This is a genomic window from Candidatus Paceibacterota bacterium, assembly GCA_030583765.1.
Taxonomy (GTDB): Bacteria; Patescibacteriota; Minisyncoccia; order 2-02-FULL-40-12; family GWA2-44-9.
This window is the reverse complement of the sequence record CP129474.1, coordinates 347,523-369,193: the sequence shown is the minus strand read 5'-3', so window position 1 is coordinate 369,193 and position 21,671 is coordinate 347,523. Positions and strand designations below refer to the sequence as shown.

The window sequence follows — 21,671 nt, the reverse complement described above, 5'->3', positions numbered from 1 at the left end:
ACCCAAGAGCCCTACTTCTTCCACGTGCGGTCATTTGGATCGCGATCAACAAACCATGAGTCATGAGCATCGAACCACCAGCCATCTGGGCTGGTGGAGAGGAGGAGTTTCCCAAGCTGCTTTCCAACGGGCGTTTTGAGGCGCTTGAGCGCAATACGGGCCCACGTGCCCGCCTTTTTATTTCCCTTCACTTCTTCTGCGCGCAACGTTGCCATCCATTCAAGCTGGTCTGCATCTTTTACCACCTTAGCTTCGAGGGTAATCCGCGCCTGCTCTTCGTGATAGAGGTCTTCAATTTCTTGTCCGAAGGGGACGCTTTTCGCAATATCTTTGACCGCGTGCGCTTCTGCGAGCCGTCCGTAGCGCTGGTGGACGTAGTTGAGATCAGAGGTGCGACCCTCGCCAATATCGTGGACTAAGCTCATAAGGAGCACTTTCTCCTTGTTGATCTTAGGAAAGAAGGAGCACATCGCGTATGCGATCATGGCAGTGTGAAAGAGGTGTTCGGCGACTGACTGGGAGCCAGTTCCTAAAAACCAAAGCCCCGATCGGGGCGTTCTGCTGTGGATGCTGGTTTCGTAGATGAACCCCGCGACTCGCTGTAGGGGAGTACGTGAATGTTTTTCGGAGATGCCTTTTTTCATGGCCTACACCGTAGCAGGTCTCTTGAGAAAAAGGAAGGCATGTGGTGGGGGCGTTGCACCCAAGCTTGCAGCACGAATACTGAGCCGCGGGCGGCTCTGATTCTTAACTAATATACATTTGGCGGCGCCCTTCTTTCTCCAAGCATATACCAGGTTGCGCTTGAGATGTCGTCATAAATCTTCTGTGCCATCTTTTTAATATATCCAGTAGCAACGCCCTGTTTCTCTAGGCCCCTTAATACCTCGTCGACAGATTTCATATAATTATTACCATTCTTCTGATTTATGTCTTTCCATCTTATATCTTTAAAATAGTGAAGGATATTTTTATCAAAGGCATAGATCTCTTTTATTAGAAACATTGCCGCCATCGGATAGCTCACTTCTCTGGCATAGTACGCCATGTTGTCGTTTGACATAATGGAGCTGGTTGCGGGGTCGAACTCGATCTCATAAGATTTTCCTCGGGACGTAGATTCGCAAGTTGCTTTATGGCTATCGATAAGCTTAAGCCTGCCATCAGCAAGCGCAGAGAGCGCTTCGTAGATAATGTGGCTGTCCCTTGGTTTTTTCCAGGCTATCTTCATTGTCTAGTAGCAGCCCTATGCTGTATAGTGCGCATTATGCGACAAGTTACTCAGCTCCACAAGTTGTATGATTCTTTACAGAAGAAGCACGGAGCGCCTCTCCTCCGTCCAATTTATGGCGCCGGATGTATAGATAGCCCAGCGGCTATGTTTGTGTTTATGAACCCAACGGGGAGGAACATCTCAAGCCACCCTGATTGGGGCGGGCTAAGAGCTCCCTGGGTTGGGACAAGGCACGTGTGGGATATTTTTAATGAGCTTAACCTAATTAACACAAGCCTCTACGATGCAATTAAATTAAAACAACAATGGGATGTAAGGTTTACAAACCTTGTGTACAAAGATATAGAATCAAAATCAATCTTTATAACCAATCTCGCTAAGTGCACACAGCTTGACGCCAGGCCCCTGAACAACGGCGTGTTTAGAGACTACCTTGATCTAATGTATCAAGAGATTGAGATGATTAATCCTAAAAAGATTATTACCTTTGGCAATCAGGTATCCTCGGTGTTATTAAAGAAGAATATTAGCGTCAGTGGCTATTCTGGCGCTACGTGCGAGCGCCTGAGCGTCGGTGGGGCTACGTACTGCGTATACCCTACCCACTATCCAGTGGGACAAGGGAGGCGTAATATGCCACTCGCTATTCAGAGAATCAGAGAGATACTGCGATAGTGGGCGGTATAGGACTTGAACCTATGACCTACTCAACGTCAATGAGTCGCTCTAGCCAACTGAGCTAACCGCCCCAAAACTATACTGTGCGCGGGAGAGGACTTGAACCTCCATGCCCTTGCGGGCGCTACCACCTCAAGGTAGTGCGTCTGCCAATTTCGCCACCCGCGCATAATTTAAAAAACTGTTGCGGGTGTCGACCTGGGTTTCTTTTGAAACCCGCCGAATGTTCACCCGCTCACATTCGGCCCACCCGCGCATAATTTAAAAAACAAATAACCTACCATCCTAACAGGAAGAGAGGATACCGCATTTTGCAAACCTTTTCCAGAGGAGAACAGAACGGCGCCCTTGTGGGCGCCGGCCGGTTATTCTGCTGCAGGAGTCTCTTCTGGTTCCGGCGCCTCTACTACTGGTTCTGGGGCGATGGCTGCCGAAAGGGCGCGAGTCTTCTTACGAATTTCGCGAGCAGACTTGGTGCGGAGATAGTAGAGCTTTGCGCGACGGACGCGGGATTTCTTTACAACTTCGATTTTCTCAATGGTTGGGAGAGCGAGCGGGAGAACCTTCTCGACGCCGATGCCATTGGAAACCTTGCGGACGGTGATGGTTGCGCCAGGCCCGGTGCCGTGTTTGCGAGCAATAACAATGCCTTCAAAGATGCTATTCTTTGACTTGCCCTTTTCAATAATCTTTTGAGAGACGCGGACGGTCCAGCCGACGCGGATGTCTTCAAAGCGCTTTGCGGGGGCGTACTTTGCGATGAATTGGTTGGTTGCGTTCGTCATAATAAGCGAGGCCTAGTGTAACGCATCAAGAACGTTTTGTAAATCCCCTGGGAGGGGGGCCTGAACGCTTACACGAGAACTGTCTGGGGCGGCAACGGAAAGGGAGTGGGCGTGGAGAAAAAGGCGAGAGAGGCCCTGGGGGATTGGGGCAGATGTGGTATAGAGCAGGTCTCCTGCGATTGGCGTCCCCATGTGCTTGCAGTGCACTCGAATTTGGTGCGTGCGCCCCGTGCGAGGGTGGGCGGCGATGAGTGAAAACCGATCAAAGGTTTTGAGGGTTCTATAATCAGTGATGGCTTCGTGGGCCACAAGGGTTCGCTTGCCATGGATGCGTGTAGTGCGCTTGTTTCCAAGGGCTCCAATGGGAGCATCTATGGTGCCCTGAGGTGGGCGAGGAGTCCCATGTACCAGGGCCCAATATTCTTTCTCAATAATGTGGTCTTGAAACTGTTTTTTTAATGAAAAGAATGCCGCGTTTGTTTTTGCGACAACCATCACGCCGGACGTTTCTTTATCGAGGCGGTGGACGATACCTGGGCGAAGTGGGTCTTCGCCAACATTTCGAATATCGGGATAGCGTTCGACAACCCAATCCGCAAGAGTGTGTTGGGGATCTTCCGCCGTCTTTTTATGGACGGTAAGCCCAGACGGCTTGTCTATAAAGAGGAGATCGGGCGTTTCTAAAAGAACAGTCGGAGGTGTCATGGGGTGTGCGCTGAGGGATTCTCCTTCGCCTTTCGTCTCGCCGTCGCTCGACTCAGGCTAGGCACCGCCTCGCGGTCCCACAAGCTTGCGGGACATCGCTCCGGCGTTCGAATCCTCAGCATATATAACCTCTTGTGATAAACCCGCCAAACGGCGGCTTCATCATAAGTTGTGGGCGCTGAGGGATTCGAACCCCCGGCCTACTCGGTGTAAACGAGTCGCTCTAACCAACTGAGCTAAGCGCCCAAAAAAGATGTAGAGAGTATAGCACGAGAAGGGCATTGACGCCAGTCTGTTTTTATGTTAAAAGATATGACTGTCTCCCTAAGGGGATAGAGGAGGTCTTTGACAATGACAATGATGAGGTTGAGAAGGATCGGACTCATCGCGATGGTCGCGATGATGTTGGCACTGGTCGCCGCCCCCGTGGCGCGCGCCCAGTCGCCGTTGGATGCCCTGGGGCCCGCTGGGTTGCAGGACGTCCTTGCTTCGGTGCGATACTGCGCCGGAGTCTCGAAGGACTATCAGGTCGCCGAAAACGACCTATGTGTCCTGAACGCAGAACGGGTTCCGACCCGAGTTTTCAAGGGCCAGGAGCCGCGCAAGCGACTCACTCCCGAGCAGATTCAAAAGGCTGCTGCGGTGCGCAAGGCGCGTGCCGAGGCGGCCAAGGCGGAAGCCGACAGGCTTCTGCAGGAGAAGATCGACGCGGCGGTTGCTGCGAAGGTCGAGCCCCTACAGCGTCGCGTTGCGCAACTGGAAGCCGAAGCTCGCGCTGCGGTACAGCGTGAGCTGACCGCAAACGCGCTCACTCGGCAGGCACTCGAACAGAATCGAGCTCTTGCTGAGGATCGCGATGAAAAGCTCGCGCGCCCGATGTGGTTCGTGGTCGGAATTCTGTCCATCATGCTCGGCATGGCCGTCGCCCTTGTCTTCATGCGGGGGTCGGGCCGCAGGGGCGGTGATGATCCTCCACAAGGTCCGCGTGGGCCCGATGGAGGGGAGCGCAAGCTCACTCACGAAGGTCTGCGCGCTGACGAGGTGCGTAAGCCGACAACCGAAGAGCTTCCCATCTTTTCGGTTCCGCCGTCGGGCGAGCCGGAACTTCCGAAAGAGGAGGTGGCTCCCACCAAGAGCGAACAACTAGAGCCCTCGACGATCCGCGACCTCTCTCCCGAGGAACTCGCTGCGATCGCAGCTCTTGAGCCGCAGGTACCTGAAGAAGGGGCTGGCGGTGAAACGGTTGCCCTCACGATGGCGACCGGCCCCATTCTTCAAGCTGAAAAACTGGAGGAGCGCGCTGCCGATGAGGTTGCTCTGAGGACGTCCGGATCTCTTGCTGCCGAGTCGTTGTGGCGGAGCTCTCCAGCGGGGCCATCACTCTTACCACACGCAGACCGCCAGCCGATCTACGAAGAGATCTACGATCTTTTTGTGAAGGCTGAGGCACGAAAAGATGCAGGAACATCGAGTGAACTCAAGCAACTACTCGCCGACGCATCGTCCGCGTCGTCTCGTGAGGATATCGCGAGCGTGGAGGCGCGACTTGTCGCCGCTCGCGAGCGTGTAAATAAGGAGTGGCTCCGTGATGTAAACGCGTGAACCGCCCTAGAACTGCCGACGTCGTTCTTCGGTAGTAGCGACTTCGTCCGATTCGTACCCCACAGCGTGCGCGCTTGAGAGGGGATAATCTCTAAAACGCCGTAGCGTGATGCGCTCAAACATCCAAGCTTGCTCGCTTGTAAAAGATAAGCCACCAAGGCCTAGTGATACCGGTATCACTAGGCCTTTCGCTTTTTTGGAGCTGAAAAGCGAGATTGACAACTATGCATTTTATATTGTATACTATTGAGCGAAAGAGAGGTGTCTGATGGCCCCATTCCTTTTGTTGTGTGCTGCGCTTCTGTTGCTGGCCGCGGTGTTCTGGCCGAAGGAGGCGGTGGCCGCTGCCACCCCGCCGGCCACTCCGGCCGCGGGAAGTTCTCCTGTGCCGCCTTCGGCGACGGAGGCTGATCGCTTCGAGGCCTTCGAGCGCGACCTCAGTGCGAGGTTCGACGAGCGCTTCAGAGAGGCCTTCGAGGCCCGTCTCAACAGTGGGTCCATGGACGAAGCGGTGCGTCGTACCATGGAAGCCGAGTTCAAGCGTCGCGCGGAGGAGCGGCGCAAGAACGGTCAGCGCCGTCCCCGTGGCGGAGCGCCCACCACGCCCCCGACCTCTGCGCCGACCGGCCCCTAGTGGACCGGGCGACGACAAAAACGCCCCACGTGCTTTGCACGAGGGGCGTCTTCTTTTCTATACAACGCCCAGCAGTGGGCATTGTATTGAGTATATAGTCGGCCCGCCTGGACTCGAACCAGGGACCCGGCGTGTATAAGACGCCTGCTCTACCAACTGAGCTACGGGCCGTTAGCCCTTCATGAGGGCGTAGAACTCCTGCTGTTCTATCGTTTCTTTTTCTATCAACGTCTTTGCAATTTTTTCCAACTGCTCACGGTGCTTGGTAATTGTTTCCTTTGCTGTTTTTTGCGCGTGCAGGAGGAGTGTTCGCACCTCGTCATCAATCTGTGCAGCGATCGTTTCTGAATATTCGCGCCCCGTCGCCAAATCTCTCCCTAAGAATATCTCACCACTTGGCTCTGGGTAAGAGACGGGGCCAATCTTCGTGGACATGCCGTACTGCGTTACCATGTGGCGCGCGATGTTTGATGCAACACGAAGGTCGTTTGAGGCCCCCGTGGTGATGTCGCCAAAAATTATTTGCTCTGCCGTATATCCACCCATGAGCACTGCGAGCTCTGATTCAAATTCTGCTCGTGTTTTCATGTGCTTATCCTCAGAGGGGAGTTTCAATGTGTAGCCGCCTGCCCGTCCACGCGAAACAATAGACACTTTATGCACGGGATCTGTGTGGGGGAGTGAGTATGCAACAAGAGCGTGGCCTGCTTCGTGGTATGCGGTGATCTCTTTTTCGCGCACCGAAAGTGCGTGGGAGCGGCGTTCGGGGCCAAGCATAACCTTTTCAATTGCCTGCAGGACGTCAATTTGAAGGATTTCGGTGCGTCGTGATCGCGCGGCGAGAATAGCCGCTTCATTAATGAGATTAGCGAGGTCTGCGCCCGAGAATCCAGGCGTGCGCTCAGCGACAAGGCGGAGATCGACATCTTGTGCGAGCGGCTTGTCTTCCGAATGGATTTTGAGAATCGCTTCACGATCATTGAGCGAGGGTTCATCCAAGATGACGCGACGGTCAAAGCGACCTGGGCGGAGAAGGGCCGGGTCAAGAATGTCAGGGCGGTTTGTCGCTGCCATCACCACAACCGCGTCTTTGCCCTCAAAGCCATCCATCTCTACAAGAATCTGGTTGAGCGTCTGTTCGCGCTCATCGTGTCCGCCGCCAAGTCCCGCGCCGCGCTGGCGACCGACAGCATCAACTTCATCGATGAAGATAATAGAAGGGGCGGTCTTTTTCGCGATTTCAAAGGTGTCGCGCACGCGATTTGCGCCCACGCCCACAAAGAGCTCTACGAAGTCAGAGCCAGAGACATAATAGAAGGGGACGCCCGCCTCGTTCGCAACGGCTTTTGCGAGGAGTGTTTTACCAGTTCCCGGCGTGCCCACAAGGAGCACTCCTCGAGGAATGCGCGCACCTAATTTATGGAATCGCTCTGGCTCCTTGAGGAACTCAACCACTTCGCTGACCTCTTCTTTTGCTTCAATGAGCCCCGCAACATCTTTGAAGGTGATCGCTTTGCCGTTTTGGGATCCTACGGCGAGCTTCGCTTTTGTTTTAGTAAAGCTATTGGTTTGTAGAGAGCCACGCTGTGCTTGGCGGAAGAAATACCACAAAATGCCAACGGTAATGAGAATGGGGATCAGGCTGGGGAGAATTGCACCAAGCCATGTTCCTACGCCGCTAGGATCCTGGACTCGCACCGAGATACCGCTTAGAAGCTCTGGTTTTGCACCGAGCGCAACAAGGGTTTCGGTAAGGGGAGTGTTGAGCTCTTTTTGTGAGACGGCGCGCGAATCATCGGCAAGGGTAATAGCGAGCCGGTCGTATTCGATGACCACCTCTTTTACCTCCTTTGCATTTATTTTCTGAGCCAACTCAGTGAGCGAAATGCGCTCAGGCTCTGGCCCCCCAAGGAAAAAAGAGGCGAGTCCGGAGAGCGCCAAAAAGACGAGGAATGTGAGGGCAATTGAACGAATAAGCTTCATCATATGAAACGAAACCGCCGCTTCGCGAGTGTATCACGGAAGCGGCGGAGCGAGCAACGCGTCTTTTTCTTACTGCGTTGCAAGGAGCAGCTTGTGCTCCGCCGGTTCGATGGCTGATATCGTGAACGTTCGCTTTTCTCCCGCGATGAGGGGAGTCTTTTCGAGTTCTGCCATTGGGACCATGCCGACAATGTCTTTATCAAGTGCAACAAATGCGCCGTGTGAGCGAAGCTTCACGACGGTTCCGGTGACCTGTGCGCCAACACTGTAGCGATCCGCAACGTTAAGCCATGGATCCGGTGTGAGCGCCTTCATGGAGAGAGATACACGACCACCGTCCAAGCCAATGATCTTCGCCTTTACCTCAGCGCCAACTTCAAGGAGGGTGCGCGGGTCTTCAACGTAGCCCCACGACATCTCCGACGCATGGATGAGTCCGTCGAGGGTGTCCGAGATCTTTAAAAATGCACCGAAGTCGGTCACTTCTGAAATAGTGCCCGTTACTTCCGCGCCAACAGAAAGCTTCGCGATTTCTTCGCGAACCGCTTCATCGCGAATGGCTCGCTCTGAAACGATGAGCTTTTTCTCTTCTTCGATGAAGTCGAGCACCTTTACCTTCATTTCAGCGCCCTTAAACTTCTGGAGTGCTTGGACGATCTTTGCAGTGTCGCCGCCTTCTACCTTTGGGTAGTGCTCCGCAGAGAGCTGTGAGAGAGGAAGGAAACCTTGGACGCCTTCAACCTCAACAATAAGCCCGCCCTTATTAATGTTTGTAACGGGGGCTGAGATAATAGTGCCCTCTTCTTTTGCTTGGCGGATACGTTGCCAAGCGGTTGTCATTTGGGCGGAGCGTAGCGAGAGCTCGCGGTACCCGTCCTCATTTTCAAGCTCAAGGAGCACGGCCGAAACGGTGTGGCCGGGCGCCAATGCGCGCATGCGATCTGGGCTATCAAGAAATTCGCCAGGGTAGACGATGCCCATGCCCACCGGCCCAAGATCAACAAGAACGCTTCCTTTAGAAACGCTTACAATTGTGCCGGAAAGGATGGATCCTGGCTTTGGGAGGCGAAATTCGTCCCGCGTCAGGAGGTCTTTCATCGTTTTTACATTAGGTGTCGTCATAAACATAAGGTACGCACGAGTGTATCGAAAAAGACTGAAAAAAGCAACCCTTTTGAGCCCCGTCCCATATTGAAGGGAGCGGGGGGCTATGATAGGCTACGGGTATGACAATTACGTGGTTTGGGCATAGTTGTTTTCGCGTGGAAGCGAAAGGGGTGAACATCCTCTTTGATCCATTCTCTAAGGAGATTGGTCTTCGGCCGCCGCGCATTCGTGATGACATTATTCTCGTGTCTCATGAGCACTATGACCACAATGCAACCGACGGGGCGGATGGAGAGACGTTTATCATTCGCAATCCTGGCGAGTATGAGCGCAAGGGCGTTGCTATTCAGGGCATACGCGCGTTTCATGACAAGAAAGAAGGCGCAGAGCGGGGTATGAGCACCATATATCGCGTGCGCGTTGAAGACGTAACGCTCTGTCATTTGGGAGATTTTGGTCAGACAGAGCTCTCCACTGAACAGATTGAGGCGATTGGTGACGTAGATGTACTTTTTGTTCCGGTTGGAGGTACATATACTATTGATGGGAAAGAGGCGGCCGCCATTGTCAGCGCAATTGAGCCTAAAATTATCATCCCGATGCATTATGCGGTTGATGGCCTCTCTATTCCAAACCTAGATGGGCCAGAGCGCTTTCTTAAAGAGGTGGGCCTTTCTCCAGATAAAGGAGAAACGTTGCGCGTGACCGCCAAAGATTTGCCGGTAGATGAAACGAAGCTATTCGTGTTTACTCTGTAGCAGCTTTTGGTATGTCATTCATTCAAGACATTCAAGGCCAACCACAACATGTTCGCGAGCTGATCTTTTTTCTCGCGGTCGTGCTGACTGTCGCACTTGTTGGCGCACTGTGGTTTCGGGGGTTTCGGAGCGACATGTACGCGCTTCTTCATCCGCCTGTAGCCACTGACGCGCCCGCGGTGGCACAAGAATCTCCAGCGCTCGTGGGCGACGGTGCTACTGGTGGCTTGGCGAATATGCTCGCATCGTTGCGCGCCAACCTCGCTTCACTTTTTGGCTTTTCCACTGCAGGCGAGCGAGAAGAAGAAGTGGAAACCAACGCTCCCGTGTATACTTTCCCTACAACGCCTGACAGGTCGTTGCGCTCTCAATGAGCCTATGATTGAATACTTCAGCTATGGCATCCTCTGACGACCACATAGAGCGCACGAGCAACGTACTTCCCCGGGATATCACCGAAGAAGTACAACGTTCATATTTGGAATACGCGATGAGCGTTATTATTTCGCGCGCACTTCCTGACGCGCGCGACGGTCTTAAGCCAGTGCATCGCCGCATTCTGTGGGGCATGTGGGAGTCGGGGAATGTTGCGGGGGCAAAGCTCCGCAAGTCTGCGAACACCGTTGGTGAGGTGATGGGCCGCTACCATCCGCACGGTGACTCTGCGATCTATGATGCCTTGGTGCGCATGGCGCAAGACTTCTCACTCCGCTACCCGCTCGTACAAGGACAGGGAAACTTTGGTTCAATTGACGGCGATAACGCCGCAGCTATGCGCTACACTGAGGCACGTCTCGCACGCATCAGTGACGAACTCCTTACGGATATCGAAAAAGACACTGTTGAATTTCGAGACAACTACGATGGATCCCGTAAGGAGCCAGCGGTTCTTCCGGCGCGCATTCCTAATCTGCTCGTGAACGGCTCGATGGGCATTGCCGTCGGTATGGCGACTAACATTCCTCCACACAATCTACGTGAGGTGTGTCAGGCGCTCGTGCATCTTATCGACAACCCTGATGCCGACGTCACAGACCTCATGGAATTTGTGAAGGGCCCAGACTTTCCAACGGGCGGCACCATTTATAACGAGAAGGACATTATTAATGCATATGCAACTGGCCGCGGTCCAGTAGTGATGCGTGGGCGAGCGGAGATTGTGGAATCAAAGCGTGGCTTTGACATTATCATTAGCGAGATTCCGTATCAGGTGAACAAGTCCGATCTCGTTGTCGCGATCGCAGATCTCGTGAAAGAAAAGAAGGTTGAGGGTATTAAGGATGTGCGCGATGAATCAGGTCGCGATATTCGTGTTGTCATTGAATTAAAGCAGGACGCATTTCCAAAGAAGATCCTCAACCAGCTCTACAAGTTTACGGAACTCCAAAAAACGTTTCACTTTAACATGTTGGCGCTTGTGGACGGCATTCAGCCCAATGTGCTCGGGCTAAAGCCCCTGTTGGAGCAGTTTATTTCTCATCGCAAGGTGGTGGTAACGCGCCGCACAGAATACGATCTTGCAAAAGCAAAGGACAGGGCGCACATCCTTGAAGGATTGAGTAAGGCGCTCGACCACATTGATAAGATCATCGAGACTATTAAAAAGTCTCAGGCACGCGAAGATGCGCGTGTAAATTTGATGAAGAAGTTTGCTTTTTCGGAGCGGCAGGCCGACGCAATTTTGGACATGCGCCTACAGACGCTCGCCGGCCTTGAGCGGAAAAAGATCGATGACGAGCTCGCGGAGAAGCGTAAGCTCATCGCATATCTTGAAGACCTACTCAAGCATCCGAAAAAGATTCTCGCAGTTATTAAAGAAGAATTTCAGCACATCGCAGATGTGTACGGCGACGATCGCCGCACGAATGTTGTGAAGTCGGCTCTCCGAGAGATTGGAGACGAAGAGCTTGTCCCCGAAGAGAGCGCCCTCTTCATGATGACGCATGGCGGGTACATCAAGCGTCTTGCCCCAGAAGATTTGCGTGCCCAGAAGCGCGGCGGTAAGGGACTTGTTGGCATTGCTACAAAAGAAGAAGATGTCGTTACCCAGTTCTTCCTTGCGAATACACATGACAACATCTTGTTCTTCACGCAGTCAGGTAAGGTATTCCAAACGAAGGGATACGAAGTCCCTGAGTCTTCGCGCCAATCGAAGGGACGAGCAATCGCAAACTTCCTACAGGTCTCTTCAAGCGATGTGATCACCGCGGTGGTTCCTGTCCCAAAGAGCAAAAAAGGACAGGGTGGGTTCCTCTTCATGACGACCGAACAGGGCGTGGTGAAAAAAGTTCCTCTCGACGCTTTCGCAAATGTGCGAAAGAACGGCATGATCGCCATGAACCTCAAGCCGGGCGATGCATTGCGCTGGGTGCTCGTCACATCAGGAAAAGACCAGATTATCATGACAACCTCTGGAGGGAATGCTATTCGGTTTGAAGAAAAAGAAGTTCGTCCAATGGGCCGTACCGCCGGCGGCGTGATCGGTGTTCGTATCGAAGCGGGCGAGCGGCTGGTGGGCGCAGATTGTGTTCCTGCAGGATCAGAAAAGGGCCTGCAACTCTTGGCGGTAATGGAGCGGGGTTATGGAAAGCGTACGGAACTCAAGGCATATAAAGTGCAAAAGCGTGGCGGCAAGGGCATTATGACGGCAAAGATCACTGAAAAAACGGGAAGCCTAGTATCGGCGCACATTGCGTCTGAAGAATTCAAGGAGCTCATCGCCGTTTCGAGCAAGGGGCAGGTCATCCGCACAACCATCGACGCTGTTTCGCTCTTAGGCCGCGCAACGCAGGGAGTTCGTGTGATGAAACTTGAAGCGGGCGATCGTGTTGTTTCGGTTGTTCTCGCATAGTGTTGATACCGCGGTTGCAAAAGCATGATACACTGTAGGTGATGTCAGAACATGCACAGCGGCCGTTTTTAGATACATCAGCATCTCTGAAGGACGTCGGCGTTCGTGAGGGGATGCGCGTTGCCGACTTTGGATGCGGCACAGGTTTTTATACGATTCAGCTTGGCCAACGCGTGGGATCACGCGGCGAGGTTGTTGCGATCGATGTGCAAAATCCACCGCTCGAAAGCGTGCGAACTCGTGCGCAAGCGGCTGGGCTTGAAAATATTCGGACTGTTCGAGCGGATCTTGAGGTTCCTAAGAGCACCGGCATTCCAGACGGTGCCCTCGATATGGTGACAATCGCAAACGTCCTCTTCCAATCTCAAAAAAAAGAAAACATTCTTCAAGAAGCGCATCGGGTACTCAAGTTAGACGGGCGCCTAGTGGTTATAGAATGGGCAAAGGGGGCCGGTGGCATGGGGCCCGTGGACGATATGCGCACGAGCGTGGACGATATGCGCACTATCGTGCAAAAAGAGGGTTTTGTTTTTGAGCGGAATGCGGACGCAGGGGCATTTCACTACATTCTCATTTTTAAAAAGACGTCATGAGTATTTTTCAAACGCTTACTAGCCCAAATCGTCTCGTATATGTTCTTGGCATTTCTGTTGGGCTACTCGTTTTTCTCACCGCCATTCTTGTACTCCGTGGTTTTGGAGGAGGGGGTAATGAGCAAGAAGCGCGAGCTGAAATTACGTTCTGGGGAGTATTCGACGATCCGCGCATCATGCGCCCCGCGCTCGACAAGTTCCAGTCGCTTCACCCAAACATACGCGTTACCTACAAACTGTTTTCTTATGCAACATATGAGCGTGACGTAATTGAAGCGCTCGCGTCTGGTCGCGGTCCGGACGTGTGGATGATTCACCACACTTGGCTCCCGAAGCATAAGGCGAAACTGGCCCCCATGCCAGAACGTGTGTCTGGCGCCGACGGGCCGCTTATGACACAGCGTGAATTTCAAGAATCTTTTGTCGACGTCGCCCAGAGGGACCTTATCGCTGATGGCAAAATCTATTCACTGCCACTGTACGTTGATTCTCTTGCGCTCTACTGGAACCGCGACCTTTTCAACGCTGCGGGCATAGAAAACCCTCCGCGTACGTGGGAGGAATTTAATCAGGCGGTTGAGAAGCTGACAACACGAGACGATCGGCAGAATATCGTTCGCGCGGGGGCGGCGATCGGCTCTGCGCGCAATATTAATCGTTCAACCGATATTCTTGCGGCACTGATGCTGCAGAGCGGCGTTCAAATGACGGACGCTGACCGCACAGAAGCAACGTTTGGTCGCTCGGTGAATAATCAGGCCGTAGGGGAGGTTGCACTGCAATACTACACTGACTTTACTAATCCGGGGAAAGTTTCGTACACGTGGAACGATTCGCAACACTACTCGATCGATGCTTTTGTGGAAGGAAATGCGGCGATGATGTTTAACTATGCTCACCAAATTGACGCGATTCGTGCTCGTGCGCCGCGTTTGAATATCGCAGTTGCGCCGATGCCACAACACGCACAGCAGTTGGCGCGCAACGATGTGCGCACATACGCAAACTACTGGACTCCTGTTGTGTCTGCGGCGTCGCCGTATGTGGATCAGGCGTGGGAGTTCGTCGACTTCTTGGCGTCAGAGGAGGGGGCAACGTTGTATCTATCAGAGGCGCGCCGTCCCGCGGCGTTGCGGAGCATCATTACACGCCAAAAAACCGATCCCGATCTTGGCGTATTTGCAGATCAAGCGCTCACTGCGCAAAGTTGGTTCCAGGCGGATTTTTCGGCAATCGAAACGATCTTTGCGGAGATGATTGATAGTGTCAATTTCGGTAGATCTTCAGTGCGTGAGGCGCTGCGCAACGCAGAGGCTCGTGTATCAGTCCTCATGCAGGAACTTCGCCGTAAACCATGAGCACACTCACTCGCATCATGTCGGGGGCGGTACTCGCAGTCATGTTCAGTGGAGTCTTTGCTCTTCCCGTAGAGGCTGCTGTGGTCCCTTGTGGGAAGTCGACTGACACAGGGGTGAATGCGATGTGTCAGACGTGCCATCTCGTTGAGGCAGCAGATTCTGCTCTTCGATTCGTGATGTTTGTTGCGGCGCCCCTGGTAGCCACTATTCTTTTTATCATTGCCGGTTTTATCCGGGTTGCGGGAGCAACAAACACAAAGAGCGTCTCACAGAGCAATACGCTTTTTTCAAATGCAATTATTGGGCTTGTGGTGATTATGCTTGCATGGATGGTGGTGAATACATTCTTAAAATTTGTGGCGAGTAACTATTTCGGCGCGAATGTAAAATGGTATGAACCGATTACCTGTACGCCCGATGAGAATATAAATCTTCCTCCAGCTCCGACGAATACCGTTTCGGTGCCGCCATCTTCGTCGGTGCAGGCCGCAGCTCAACGTCTTCTTACGCAGGGTGGCGTTACATTCTCTACAAGTGCCGATTGTGGTGCTCCAAATCATGCGCGGGGGAATATAGATTCGCTGGCAGCGGGACAACTTCCGTCGGTGTGTAGTAACCGATGCGCTGCTGGATGCACTCCAGGTGGCGCGTCGGGTACGGTTACCGTTGACCAACGCATCCTTGACGGTCTTATAGCCCTTTCTCAGAATGGGCACCAATTTGTCGTATCGTCGCTTACGACTGGAAGCCATAGCGCCAATAGTCAGCATTATCGCGGCACTGCGGTTGACATTACTATCCCGAGCGGCGACTCAGCAAAATGGCGAGCGGCCCGTGATTTTCTCGCATTGCGTGGGGGATACGTTATTTGTGAAGCGGCGGGCGGTGCGGTTGTCGCAGACTGCGCGGTTTCGCAAACGAATCATATTCACTGGCAATTAAATTAGCTTAAATGAGGCGTGATATAATAACTAATATGATGCGAGTACTGCTTATGACTCTTCTTGTTGGCGTTCTCCTGTTTAGCTCTAGCTCTGCGTTTGCCGCGGACCCATGTCCAGAGGGCTCTCTGTGTCTTAGAAATCCGCTTGCATCAGGTAACGTTATTGATCTCATCAACGCCGCACTGCGCTTTATCACCGCCATCGCTATTCCTATCGCGGTTATTATGATCATCTGGGCGGGGATTAAATACCTTACCGCGGGATCAAATCCAAAAGCCATCGGAGAGGCGAATAACATTATTTGGTCAGTAGTGATCGGTCTCGCTATCATCTTTATTGGCAGGGGGTTCGTAGATTTAGTGGAGAGTGTGTTGAATATTGGGGGTAGTGGCACGTCTCCAACGCCAATCCCAGCCTGTAATCCACCGTGCACAGGAGGGGCGGTGTGCCGTGATGGTACGTGCGTTATCTTAGAATGAGCAACCCTATCTACATGGCGGCGGGAGCGCTTACCGAGGGGATACAAGAAACTCCGGGAATGGATCTTGGCTACGAGCGAGTGATTATCATCGCCACGGGGCTCATGTGCTTTTTTCTCCGCGTCAGCATCATTCTTGTCATTGGAGGAATCGCATGGTACGGCATTAAGATGATTATGAGCCAGGGTTCTCCTGGGCCGTTTAGCTCGGCAAAAGCTGGACTCATATGGGCCTTTACTGCTCTGGCGGTTATCTTGGGGGCGGGGACGATTATTTTAACCGTCGCGGCGTTTATCGGCGCGCCTACGCCTTCACTTCCTTCATGCGTTGGTTTATAATATACACACTATGACACTACGGAAATTTACTACTGGACTTATTGTCACACTCGCTCTGTCGTTCATTATTCTTCCAAGTTTCGTTGCTGCCGTGGCTCCACAGGGGATTACGGTGACAGGAACTCCGCTTACCCTTGATAAAATCCGAGAGCTTATTGTGCAAGTAGTGAACTTCCTACTCGGCATAGGCCTTGTGATCGGTATTGGCTACATTGCTTATGGAGCAATTCTCTGGATTACTTCGGCGACCGATACTAAGGCCGTTGAAGGGGCAAAAAGTACAATAAAAGCTGCGCTTATTGGTATCGCGATTATTCTCGGCTTTGGCATTGTGGTAAAAACGATTGACGAGATCATCCAGTCACAGAGCTTCAATTCGGGCGGGTTTGTCGGCCCTTGTACTAGTAGTTCGCAGTGCCCCGCGGGTTATTATTGCTCAAGTAGTGGCTCGTGCGTGCGATAGGTCCGTACGATTTCTTAGAAAGGGGGTGGCGTATGAATAAACGTAATATAAAAATTCTAGCTGGAGCACTCTTGGCACTTGCTGTCTTCTCTCCTGCCTTGGTACTCGCTGCAGAGATCAACATCCCCACCCCTCCAGTTCAGTCAACAACGACTCTGGACCTTACCAAACTTGAGGACCTCTTGAAGCAGATCGCGAACTTCATTCTCACGATTGGTTTGATTTTGGCCGTTATCTACATCGGTATCGGTGGCATTAAATGGATCATGTCCGCTGATGACAAGGGTGCCGGTGCTGCAAAAGAGCAGATCTGGAACGGTATCAAGGGCGCAGCGGTTATCTTGGCAATTGGTCTTATCTTGAACACGTTGGCAAGCCTCATCTCTCGAGGCTCGCTCCGTTAGTTCTCTGCGTGATCACGCAAACACACAACGCCCTTATGGGGCGTTGTGTGTTTTGGGGGTTCTGGGGTATGCTAGGGAAACGCTCCCGTGGCGGAATTGGCAGACGCGCATGGCTTAGGACCATGTCTCTCACGAGGTGCAGGTTCAAGTCCTGCCGGGAGCACTATTCAATCACCCGTATCTTGCGGGTTTTTACTTTCTCAAGTTTCGGTAATGTAATGGTGAGGATGCCATTCTTCATTGAGGCTTTCGCGCTATCGGGATCGATGTCTACGGGGAGAATAATAGAGCGTGAAAAGGGGCCCCAGAAGAGCTCTTGGTAGTAGTAGTCCGTGGGGCGTACACGCTGCTCTGGTGTGCGCGTACCACGAATAGTAACCATGTCATCGGTAATGGAAATGTCGAGATTCTCGGGAGCGACACCGGCAATCGTTGATTGTATGACAATATTGTCTTCATTCTGGAAGACGTCGATGGTGAGCTGGCCCTCAGGCTCTGCTGGCGCTCGTGTTTTAGAGATGGCAAGTTCTGCGTGGTAGTCGTTCATGCTGTGTTATGCAAGTTGCACGTGAGTTCGCTGTCTACGCTCTCGTATTTTAACAAAGAGTATGGCAACAAGGAATGCGAGGAATATCAACAGGCCGGTGAGAGGGAAGAGTGTGCCGCCCGTTTGCTGTGCAATGAGCACATTAAAGACGAAATGAAAACCGGTCGCTGCGGCAAGGCCGGTAAGGATGAGCCACGTGCGATGCCGAGAGAAGAACCATGCAAGCGCAAGGAAGTATCCCGCCAACGCTGATGCCAGACCATGAAGAAGCGTGGCGCCAGCAAAGCGCAGAAACCAAAGGTGCGTGCCTAACGCGAGTCCAGCGCCACTCTCTGCTGCGCGGAACATTACCAGAATGTTTTCCATCGCCGCAAAGCCCATTGCCGCGGTGATGAGATAAATCATGCCATCAACGGGCTCATCAAATTCAGGGAGTTGAAGAATGGCGAACCAGACTGCTCCGAGTTTTATCGCTTCTTCGGCAAAGGCGCTCAAGAAGAGAAACCGTGGGTCGGTGAGGCTTAAGCCAACGCCGTACAGCGACTGCCCAAAAGAAAACAAGACCCACTGAACTGCCAATGCGAGGGGAGAAATAATGATCCCCATGAGAAAGGCGCGAGCAATAAGATCTTTTGGTTCTGGATGACAGTCGTTTCTCAAAAAGAACGCGAGCCAGAGAAGGCTCGGGAGGAGCCCGAGGCTAACGAGCAGAAAAGCTTCAAGTGCAGGATGCATGCTGTACGTTAGTATACAGCAAAAGCGGCGAAGGCTCTAGGACAAAGGCCACGGCTCAATCATGAGAAGCCCTTTGTTTGGGAATACTTCATGCCAAATTGCCTCTGTCACAAACGGCATGAATGGGTGGAGTAGTATGAGAGACGTTGCGAGCACTTCTTGCATGAGCCACTGCGCGGATGCTTTTGCTGTCGGGTCGGTTCCGGTGAGGTGTGGCTTCGCGCGCTCTACAAGAATGTCCGCAAAGGTGTGCCAGATGTAGTGATACGTCTTTTCAGCTGCGAGATAGAGGCGCAGCTCTTCCATATCTTTGGTGATGTCTTTCGTAAGGGTGGCGAGTTCGGCAAGCGCCTGCGCGTCCTCACTGGTAAGACTGGGTGCTTCAGCTATTGTTTGGTCTGGCGCATTCATGAGTACAAAGCGGGCGATGTTCCAGAGTTTGTTTGCAAAGTTGCGATAGCCTTTTACTTTACTTTCATCAAATTTCAAATCATTACCAATAGCCGTTCCTACCAACAGGCCCATGCGCAGTGCATCTGCGCCATATTTCCCGATAATATCGAGCGGGTCGACGCCATTATCAAGGGACTTACTAAACTTTCTTCCCTTTGAATCGCGCACAAGGCCATGGATGAGCACGGATTGAAAAGGAGCTTGACCGAGGTGAAATCCGCTCATGAGGATCATGCGAGAAACCCATAAGAAGAGGATCTCATACGCAGGAGACATGAGAGAGGTGGGATGGAAAGTCTTCAGGTCTTGCGACGCGTTCGGCCACCCAAGCGTAGAGAACGTCCACAACGCCGAGGAGAACCACGTGTCGAGCACATCGGGATCTTGTTCCCATCCGTCGCCACTGGGTGCGCTCACGCCGCAAAAGATTTCTTCGCCGCGATACCAAATAGGAATACGGTGCCCAAACCAAATCTGTCTGCTAATGCACCAGTCGTGCAGATTATCAATCCAGTGCATGTATGCCTTGCGGAAGTTCTCTTGAGGCATGTGTACGTCGCCACTGGTGACGGCAACGCGCATAATCTCTTTCAGAGTTGTTTCTGAGCCGCTGGAGATGCCGGTGATCTGTGAATGGGGGATGGTGAATGGCTTGTCGACATCAATAAACCACTGCAATTTGGGAAGTGGCTCAATAATGCCGCCCGTGCGCTCGGGCAATCGATACATTTTGTTTTATGTCTTCTACTTTTTGCAAAAGGCCCTGCTCCGCAAGCCACGTTGCGATAAGCTCGCGCGCCTCCGTTGTTTTCTTGTCTTTGAGCGCACCCTCAACGCTCATCTTTGCGTATTCATTAATAACCTGTGGGCGCGGGAGGTCATTTTTATCGGCGATGTCCCAGTCGGCCATGCTGTGCGCTGGGGTGACGCCAAGCGCGCCAGTGCCAAAAGTCATGTCCACGCCCTTATCCGCGACCACCTTTATGTGAATGGGGACGTCATAAAAGACAGCATCGTATTCTTTGCCGATGTATTGTTGGTAGCGCGATCGTCAGGGTGCACGGCAACCGCAGGTGTCTCCCACTTTTGTTTCAAGTCGCGTGGTGGCGATAGGAATGGGGAACGTCTTTTGAGTAGGTGAACGTGTAGAGCTTCGCGTCACGTTCTTCGTGCACTACTTCATCGTCTGAGATAACCGTTTGGCCCTTGGGATCCAGTTCACAATACGATTCCCGCGGTAGATGAGGCCTGCTTCATACATGCGCTGAAAGGCGGTTGCTACCGCCGTATTGCGCGCATCATCCATGGTGTAGGCATAGCGGGACCAGTCGAGTGATGCCCCCATTTTTCTTACCTGCGAGAGAATGGTGTTTTCGCTTGCCTTTGCAAATGCGGCAACGCGACGCACGAAGCTCTTCGCGGCCGATCTCATGGCGGTTCTTTCCCTCCTCCTTTTGGATGATCTTCTCTACTTTTGGCTGCGTTGCCATGGCCGCAGAATCGGTGCCAGGCACCCACAGCGCGCGCTTGCCGCGCATGCGCTGGTAGCGAATAATGGCGTCCTGGAGTGCGTCCTCATATGCGTGTCCAATGTGGAGCACGCCCGTTACGTTTGGTGGGGGAAGAACAATGGAGAATGGTTCTTTGTGGCGTTCGGAGGAGTTGTCAGGTTAAAAAAGCCACTCTTTTCCCAGAGTGCATAGATATCCGACTCCGTTCCTGTGTGGTCGTATTGCTTAGGAAGTTCGCGAGGCATGTGCTGTTGATTGTAGCGTATCTCTTGTTGTTTCGCCAAGCGTGAGGTTGGGGCGCATGGTGACCGTGTGCCATGGCCCAATGGCGCCTGCACGGAATCGGAAATAGCCTGCGGCTCCGATCATCGCGGCGTTGTCAGTGGTGTATTTCATGAGCGGCTGTACGTGGGCGATGCCTTCTTCGGCAAGGCGCTGTGCGAGGCGCTCGCGGAGGAGTTTGTTTGCAGAAACACCGCCAGAGAGCAAAACCGTTTTCGCATCTGTTTGCGTGTGCTGCGCGAATAGTTTTATGCACGAGCACTTCAATGGCTGCTTCTTGAAACGATGCGGCAACATCTGCGCGGGCAGATTCTTTCAACGCGTCTCCCATGTCGCGGAGTGCGTAGAGCACCGCGGTTTTAAGGCCCGAGTAGCTGAAGTGAAACGAATTGCTATCGCGCATGGGTTGAGGGAAGGGGAATGCAAGTGGATTGCCCTCTTGTGCCAGCTTTGAAATCGCGGGGCCTCCTGGGTATCCAAGTCCCAACATGCGCGCCACTTTATCAAATGCTTCGCCAACGGCATCGTCTTGCGTTTCTCCGATCACTTCATAGTCACCGTGATCGCGCATGACGACAAGCTCCGTGTGCCCACCGGACACAATGAGATTGAGCACTGGAAAGACAGCATCCATGGGTTGTTCTGCGTCGAGCCAATTGGAATGGATGTGCCCATCCATGTGGTCTACGCCGATGAGTGGCAGCCCCGTTTCTGCGGCGAGCGTTTTTGCGAACGTGAGGCCGATGATGAGTGCTGGCCCAAGGCCAGGACCGTGGGTGACTGCGATAGCATCAATGTCTTGAGGAATGCAACGCCTGCGTCACGGATTGCCTGCTGAAACACGTGCTCAATGTTTGCGGCATGCTCGCGAGAGGCGATGTGCGGTACGACACCACCCCACTCTGCGTGCACGGGGATCTGCGAAGAGATGACATTAGAGAGCACGCGTACGCGATCTGGAGCGCCTTGAACAACCGCAATAGCGGTTTCGTCGCACGAGGTCTCAATGGCCAGAATGGTTGCCATGTGTCCCACCAAACTAGCACGCACGTTGATTTTCTTCAATTTTCATGCGATACTCGTAACCGTTTCAATGGCCTTATCGTCTAACGGTTAGGACGCCACCCTTTCACGGTGGAAATCGGGGTTCGATTCCCCGTAGGGCTACTACCATGAGTGTTCCCATGAATGATAAAGTAATTCTTCCACCAGAAAGCAAACACACTA

The 21,671-nt window shown here is 52.8% G+C and carries 25 protein-coding genes, 6 tRNA genes and 1 pseudogene; 15 read left to right on the top strand and 17 right to left on the bottom strand.

Going from position 1 to position 21,671, the window contains the following annotated elements; translation table 11 throughout:
* Positions 1-11 precede the first annotated feature (11 nt).
* Positions 12-644 carry an HD domain-containing protein gene (locus QY311_01975; GenBank protein ID WKZ26896.1) on the bottom strand — a complete coding sequence of 211 codons (633 nt, stop codon included), beginning with the start codon at positions 642-644 and terminating at the stop codon, positions 12-14.
* 107 nt (positions 645-751) lie between these two features.
* Positions 752-1,231, bottom strand: coding sequence for a hypothetical protein (locus QY311_01970; protein ID WKZ26895.1), 480 nt, complete (start codon positions 1,229-1,231; stop codon positions 752-754).
* A 36-nt stretch (positions 1,232-1,267) separates the two neighbouring features.
* Here QY311_01970 and QY311_01965 point away from each other — a divergent pair, with 36 nt between their 5' ends.
* Complete coding sequence (locus QY311_01965) at positions 1,268-1,909, top strand: uracil-DNA glycosylase family protein (GenBank protein WKZ26894.1); 642 nt, start codon at positions 1,268-1,270, stop codon at positions 1,907-1,909.
* On the opposite strand, the gene QY311_01960 is transcribed toward QY311_01965, so the two are convergent.
* From QY311_01960 to QY311_01940, 5 genes are all read right to left on the bottom strand, one after another.
* Positions 1,910-1,983 (bottom strand) — tRNA-Val (locus QY311_01960).
* 13 nt (positions 1,984-1,996) lie between these two features.
* A tRNA-Leu gene (locus QY311_01955) sits at positions 1,997-2,080 on the bottom strand.
* Positions 2,081-2,277: 197 nt separating this feature from the next.
* The gene (rplS, locus tag QY311_01950; protein WKZ26893.1) at positions 2,278-2,697 is read right to left on the bottom strand and encodes a 50S ribosomal protein L19; all 420 of its coding nucleotides are present in this window, start codon (positions 2,695-2,697) and stop codon (positions 2,278-2,280) included.
* A 12-nt stretch (positions 2,698-2,709) separates the two neighbouring features.
* Positions 2,710-3,402 (bottom strand): RluA family pseudouridine synthase, encoded by a 693-nt coding sequence (locus QY311_01945; GenBank protein ID WKZ26892.1) that lies wholly within the window; start codon positions 3,400-3,402, stop codon positions 2,710-2,712.
* A 172-nt stretch (positions 3,403-3,574) separates the two neighbouring features.
* Positions 3,575-3,648: transfer RNA gene (locus QY311_01940), tRNA-Val, on the bottom strand.
* Positions 3,649-3,753: 105 nt separating this feature from the next.
* Between QY311_01940 and QY311_01935 the strand changes: the two genes are divergently transcribed.
* Both QY311_01935 and QY311_01930 read left to right on the top strand, forming a co-directional pair.
* Positions 3,754-5,004: a hypothetical protein gene (locus QY311_01935; GenBank protein WKZ26891.1), complete on the top strand. Its 1,251-nt coding sequence runs from the start codon at positions 3,754-3,756 to the stop codon at positions 5,002-5,004.
* Between the two features lie 268 nt (positions 5,005-5,272).
* On the top strand, positions 5,273-5,638 hold the full coding sequence (locus QY311_01930; GenBank protein ID WKZ26890.1) for a hypothetical protein: 366 nt from the start codon (positions 5,273-5,275) through the stop codon (positions 5,636-5,638).
* Between the two features lie 98 nt (positions 5,639-5,736).
* Here the strand turns inward: QY311_01930 and QY311_01925 are convergent.
* The 3 genes from QY311_01925 to QY311_01915 all read right to left on the bottom strand — a co-directional run bounded on the left by QY311_01925 (position 5,737) and on the right by QY311_01915 (position 8,749).
* A tRNA-Ile gene (locus QY311_01925) sits at positions 5,737-5,809 on the bottom strand.
* Positions 5,810-7,624 carry an ATP-dependent zinc metalloprotease FtsH gene (ftsH, locus tag QY311_01920; protein ID WKZ26889.1) on the bottom strand — a complete coding sequence of 605 codons (1,815 nt, stop codon included), beginning with the start codon at positions 7,622-7,624 and terminating at the stop codon, positions 5,810-5,812.
* 66 nt (positions 7,625-7,690) lie between these two features.
* On the bottom strand, positions 7,691-8,749 hold the full coding sequence (locus tag QY311_01915) for a S1 RNA-binding domain-containing protein (protein ID WKZ26888.1): 1,059 nt from the start codon (positions 8,747-8,749) through the stop codon (positions 7,691-7,693).
* A gap of 98 nt (positions 8,750-8,847) precedes the next feature.
* Here QY311_01915 and QY311_01910 point away from each other — a divergent pair, with 98 nt between their 5' ends.
* From QY311_01910 to QY311_01860, 11 genes are all read left to right on the top strand, one after another.
* Positions 8,848-9,486, top strand: coding sequence for an MBL fold metallo-hydrolase (locus QY311_01910; protein WKZ26887.1), 639 nt, complete (start codon positions 8,848-8,850; stop codon positions 9,484-9,486).
* Between the two features lie 11 nt (positions 9,487-9,497).
* Positions 9,498-9,860: a hypothetical protein gene (locus QY311_01905; protein WKZ26886.1), complete on the top strand. Its 363-nt coding sequence runs from the start codon at positions 9,498-9,500 to the stop codon at positions 9,858-9,860.
* A gap of 23 nt (positions 9,861-9,883) precedes the next feature.
* Positions 9,884-12,337: a DNA gyrase subunit A gene (gene gyrA / locus QY311_01900; protein WKZ26885.1), complete on the top strand. Its 2,454-nt coding sequence runs from the start codon at positions 9,884-9,886 to the stop codon at positions 12,335-12,337.
* Positions 12,338-12,378: 41 nt separating this feature from the next.
* A complete protein-coding gene (locus QY311_01895; protein ID WKZ26884.1) occupies positions 12,379-12,930 on the top strand; it encodes a methyltransferase domain-containing protein in 552 nt (183 codons plus the stop codon).
* The gene (locus tag QY311_01890) at positions 12,927-14,288 is read left to right on the top strand and encodes an extracellular solute-binding protein (GenBank protein ID WKZ26883.1); all 1,362 of its coding nucleotides are present in this window, start codon (positions 12,927-12,929) and stop codon (positions 14,286-14,288) included. The genes QY311_01895 and QY311_01890 overlap by 4 nt, the downstream gene beginning before the upstream one ends.
* Positions 14,285-15,235: a hypothetical protein gene (locus QY311_01885; protein ID WKZ26882.1), complete on the top strand. Its 951-nt coding sequence runs from the start codon at positions 14,285-14,287 to the stop codon at positions 15,233-15,235. The genes QY311_01890 and QY311_01885 overlap by 4 nt, the downstream gene beginning before the upstream one ends.
* A gap of 29 nt (positions 15,236-15,264) precedes the next feature.
* Positions 15,265-15,711, top strand: a complete 447-nt coding sequence (locus QY311_01880) for a TrbC/VirB2 family protein (GenBank protein WKZ26881.1) — start codon at positions 15,265-15,267, stop codon at positions 15,709-15,711.
* On the top strand, positions 15,708-16,049 hold the full coding sequence (locus QY311_01875; protein WKZ26880.1) for a hypothetical protein: 342 nt from the start codon (positions 15,708-15,710) through the stop codon (positions 16,047-16,049). The genes QY311_01880 and QY311_01875 overlap by 4 nt, the downstream gene beginning before the upstream one ends.
* A gap of 10 nt (positions 16,050-16,059) precedes the next feature.
* Positions 16,060-16,512 (top strand): hypothetical protein, encoded by a 453-nt coding sequence (locus tag QY311_01870; protein WKZ26879.1) that lies wholly within the window; start codon positions 16,060-16,062, stop codon positions 16,510-16,512.
* Between the two features lie 32 nt (positions 16,513-16,544).
* Positions 16,545-16,916, top strand: a complete 372-nt coding sequence (locus QY311_01865; protein ID WKZ26878.1) for a pilin — start codon at positions 16,545-16,547, stop codon at positions 16,914-16,916.
* An 81-nt stretch (positions 16,917-16,997) separates the two neighbouring features.
* A tRNA-Leu gene (locus QY311_01860) sits at positions 16,998-17,079 on the top strand.
* Here the strand turns inward: QY311_01860 and QY311_01855 are convergent.
* The 7 genes and pseudogenes from QY311_01855 to tsaD all read right to left on the bottom strand — a co-directional run bounded on the left by QY311_01855 (position 17,080) and on the right by tsaD (position 21,470).
* A complete protein-coding gene (locus tag QY311_01855) occupies positions 17,080-17,463 on the bottom strand; it encodes an Hsp20/alpha crystallin family protein (GenBank protein ID WKZ26877.1) in 384 nt (127 codons plus the stop codon).
* Positions 17,464-17,469: 6 nt separating this feature from the next.
* Positions 17,470-18,198 (bottom strand): PrsW family glutamic-type intramembrane protease, encoded by a 729-nt coding sequence (locus tag QY311_01850; protein ID WKZ26876.1) that lies wholly within the window; start codon positions 18,196-18,198, stop codon positions 17,470-17,472.
* Between the two features lie 36 nt (positions 18,199-18,234).
* Entirely contained in the window at positions 18,235-19,380 is a 1,146-nt protein-coding gene (locus QY311_01845) for a class I tRNA ligase family protein (GenBank protein ID WKZ26875.1), read from the bottom strand.
* Positions 19,343-19,642: a class I tRNA ligase family protein gene (locus QY311_01840; protein WKZ27430.1), complete on the bottom strand. Its 300-nt coding sequence runs from the start codon at positions 19,640-19,642 to the stop codon at positions 19,343-19,345. Before QY311_01840 ends, QY311_01845 begins: the two co-directional genes overlap by 38 nt.
* Before the next feature lie 307 nt (positions 19,643-19,949).
* On the bottom strand, positions 19,950-20,252 hold the full coding sequence (locus QY311_01835; protein WKZ26874.1) for a class I tRNA ligase family protein: 303 nt from the start codon (positions 20,250-20,252) through the stop codon (positions 19,950-19,952).
* A 5-nt stretch (positions 20,253-20,257) separates the two neighbouring features.
* On the bottom strand, positions 20,258-20,407 hold the full coding sequence (locus QY311_01830; protein WKZ26873.1) for a hypothetical protein: 150 nt from the start codon (positions 20,405-20,407) through the stop codon (positions 20,258-20,260).
* Positions 20,388-21,470, bottom strand: a pseudogene (tsaD, locus tag QY311_01825) (tRNA (adenosine(37)-N6)-threonylcarbamoyltransferase complex transferase subunit TsaD). Before tsaD ends, QY311_01830 begins: the two are co-directional and overlap by 20 nt.
* 69 nt (positions 21,471-21,539) lie before the next feature.
* On the opposite strand from tsaD, the gene QY311_01820 reads away from it, so the two are divergent.
* Positions 21,540-21,611: transfer RNA gene (locus QY311_01820), tRNA-Glu, on the top strand.
* The last annotated feature ends 60 nt before the right edge of the window (positions 21,612-21,671 follow it).

Coding starts and splice junctions, on each gene's coding strand:
- QY311_01975 (WKZ26896.1), bottom strand. CDS start 644: ATGAAAAAAGGCATCTCCGAAAAACATTCACGTACTCCCCTACAGCGA.
- QY311_01970 (WKZ26895.1), bottom strand. CDS start 1,231: ATGAAGATAGCCTGGAAAAAACCAAGGGACAGCCACATTATCTACGAA.
- QY311_01965 (WKZ26894.1), top strand. CDS start 1,268: ATGCGACAAGTTACTCAGCTCCACAAGTTGTATGATTCTTTACAGAAG.
- rplS (WKZ26893.1), bottom strand. CDS start 2,697: ATGACGAACGCAACCAACCAATTCATCGCAAAGTACGCCCCCGCAAAG.
- QY311_01945 (WKZ26892.1), bottom strand. CDS start 3,402: ATGACACCTCCGACTGTTCTTTTAGAAACGCCCGATCTCCTCTTTATA.
- QY311_01935 (WKZ26891.1), top strand. CDS start 3,754: ATGACAATGATGAGGTTGAGAAGGATCGGACTCATCGCGATGGTCGCG.
- QY311_01930 (WKZ26890.1), top strand. CDS start 5,273: ATGGCCCCATTCCTTTTGTTGTGTGCTGCGCTTCTGTTGCTGGCCGCG.
- ftsH (WKZ26889.1), bottom strand. CDS start 7,624: ATGATGAAGCTTATTCGTTCAATTGCCCTCACATTCCTCGTCTTTTTG.
- QY311_01915 (WKZ26888.1), bottom strand. CDS start 8,749: ATGTTTATGACGACACCTAATGTAAAAACGATGAAAGACCTCCTGACG.
- QY311_01910 (WKZ26887.1), top strand. CDS start 8,848: ATGACAATTACGTGGTTTGGGCATAGTTGTTTTCGCGTGGAAGCGAAA.
- QY311_01905 (WKZ26886.1), top strand. CDS start 9,498: ATGTCATTCATTCAAGACATTCAAGGCCAACCACAACATGTTCGCGAG.
- gyrA (WKZ26885.1), top strand. CDS start 9,884: ATGGCATCCTCTGACGACCACATAGAGCGCACGAGCAACGTACTTCCC.
- QY311_01895 (WKZ26884.1), top strand. CDS start 12,379: ATGTCAGAACATGCACAGCGGCCGTTTTTAGATACATCAGCATCTCTG.
- QY311_01890 (WKZ26883.1), top strand. CDS start 12,927: ATGAGTATTTTTCAAACGCTTACTAGCCCAAATCGTCTCGTATATGTT.
- QY311_01885 (WKZ26882.1), top strand. CDS start 14,285: ATGAGCACACTCACTCGCATCATGTCGGGGGCGGTACTCGCAGTCATG.
- QY311_01880 (WKZ26881.1), top strand. CDS start 15,265: ATGATGCGAGTACTGCTTATGACTCTTCTTGTTGGCGTTCTCCTGTTT.
- QY311_01875 (WKZ26880.1), top strand. CDS start 15,708: ATGAGCAACCCTATCTACATGGCGGCGGGAGCGCTTACCGAGGGGATA.
- QY311_01870 (WKZ26879.1), top strand. CDS start 16,060: ATGACACTACGGAAATTTACTACTGGACTTATTGTCACACTCGCTCTG.
- QY311_01865 (WKZ26878.1), top strand. CDS start 16,545: ATGAATAAACGTAATATAAAAATTCTAGCTGGAGCACTCTTGGCACTT.
- QY311_01855 (WKZ26877.1), bottom strand. CDS start 17,463: ATGAACGACTACCACGCAGAACTTGCCATCTCTAAAACACGAGCGCCA.
- QY311_01850 (WKZ26876.1), bottom strand. CDS start 18,198: ATGCATCCTGCACTTGAAGCTTTTCTGCTCGTTAGCCTCGGGCTCCTC.
- QY311_01845 (WKZ26875.1), bottom strand. CDS start 19,380: ATGTATCGATTGCCCGAGCGCACGGGCGGCATTATTGAGCCACTTCCC.
- QY311_01830 (WKZ26873.1), bottom strand. CDS start 20,407: ATGCCTCGCGAACTTCCTAAGCAATACGACCACACAGGAACGGAGTCG.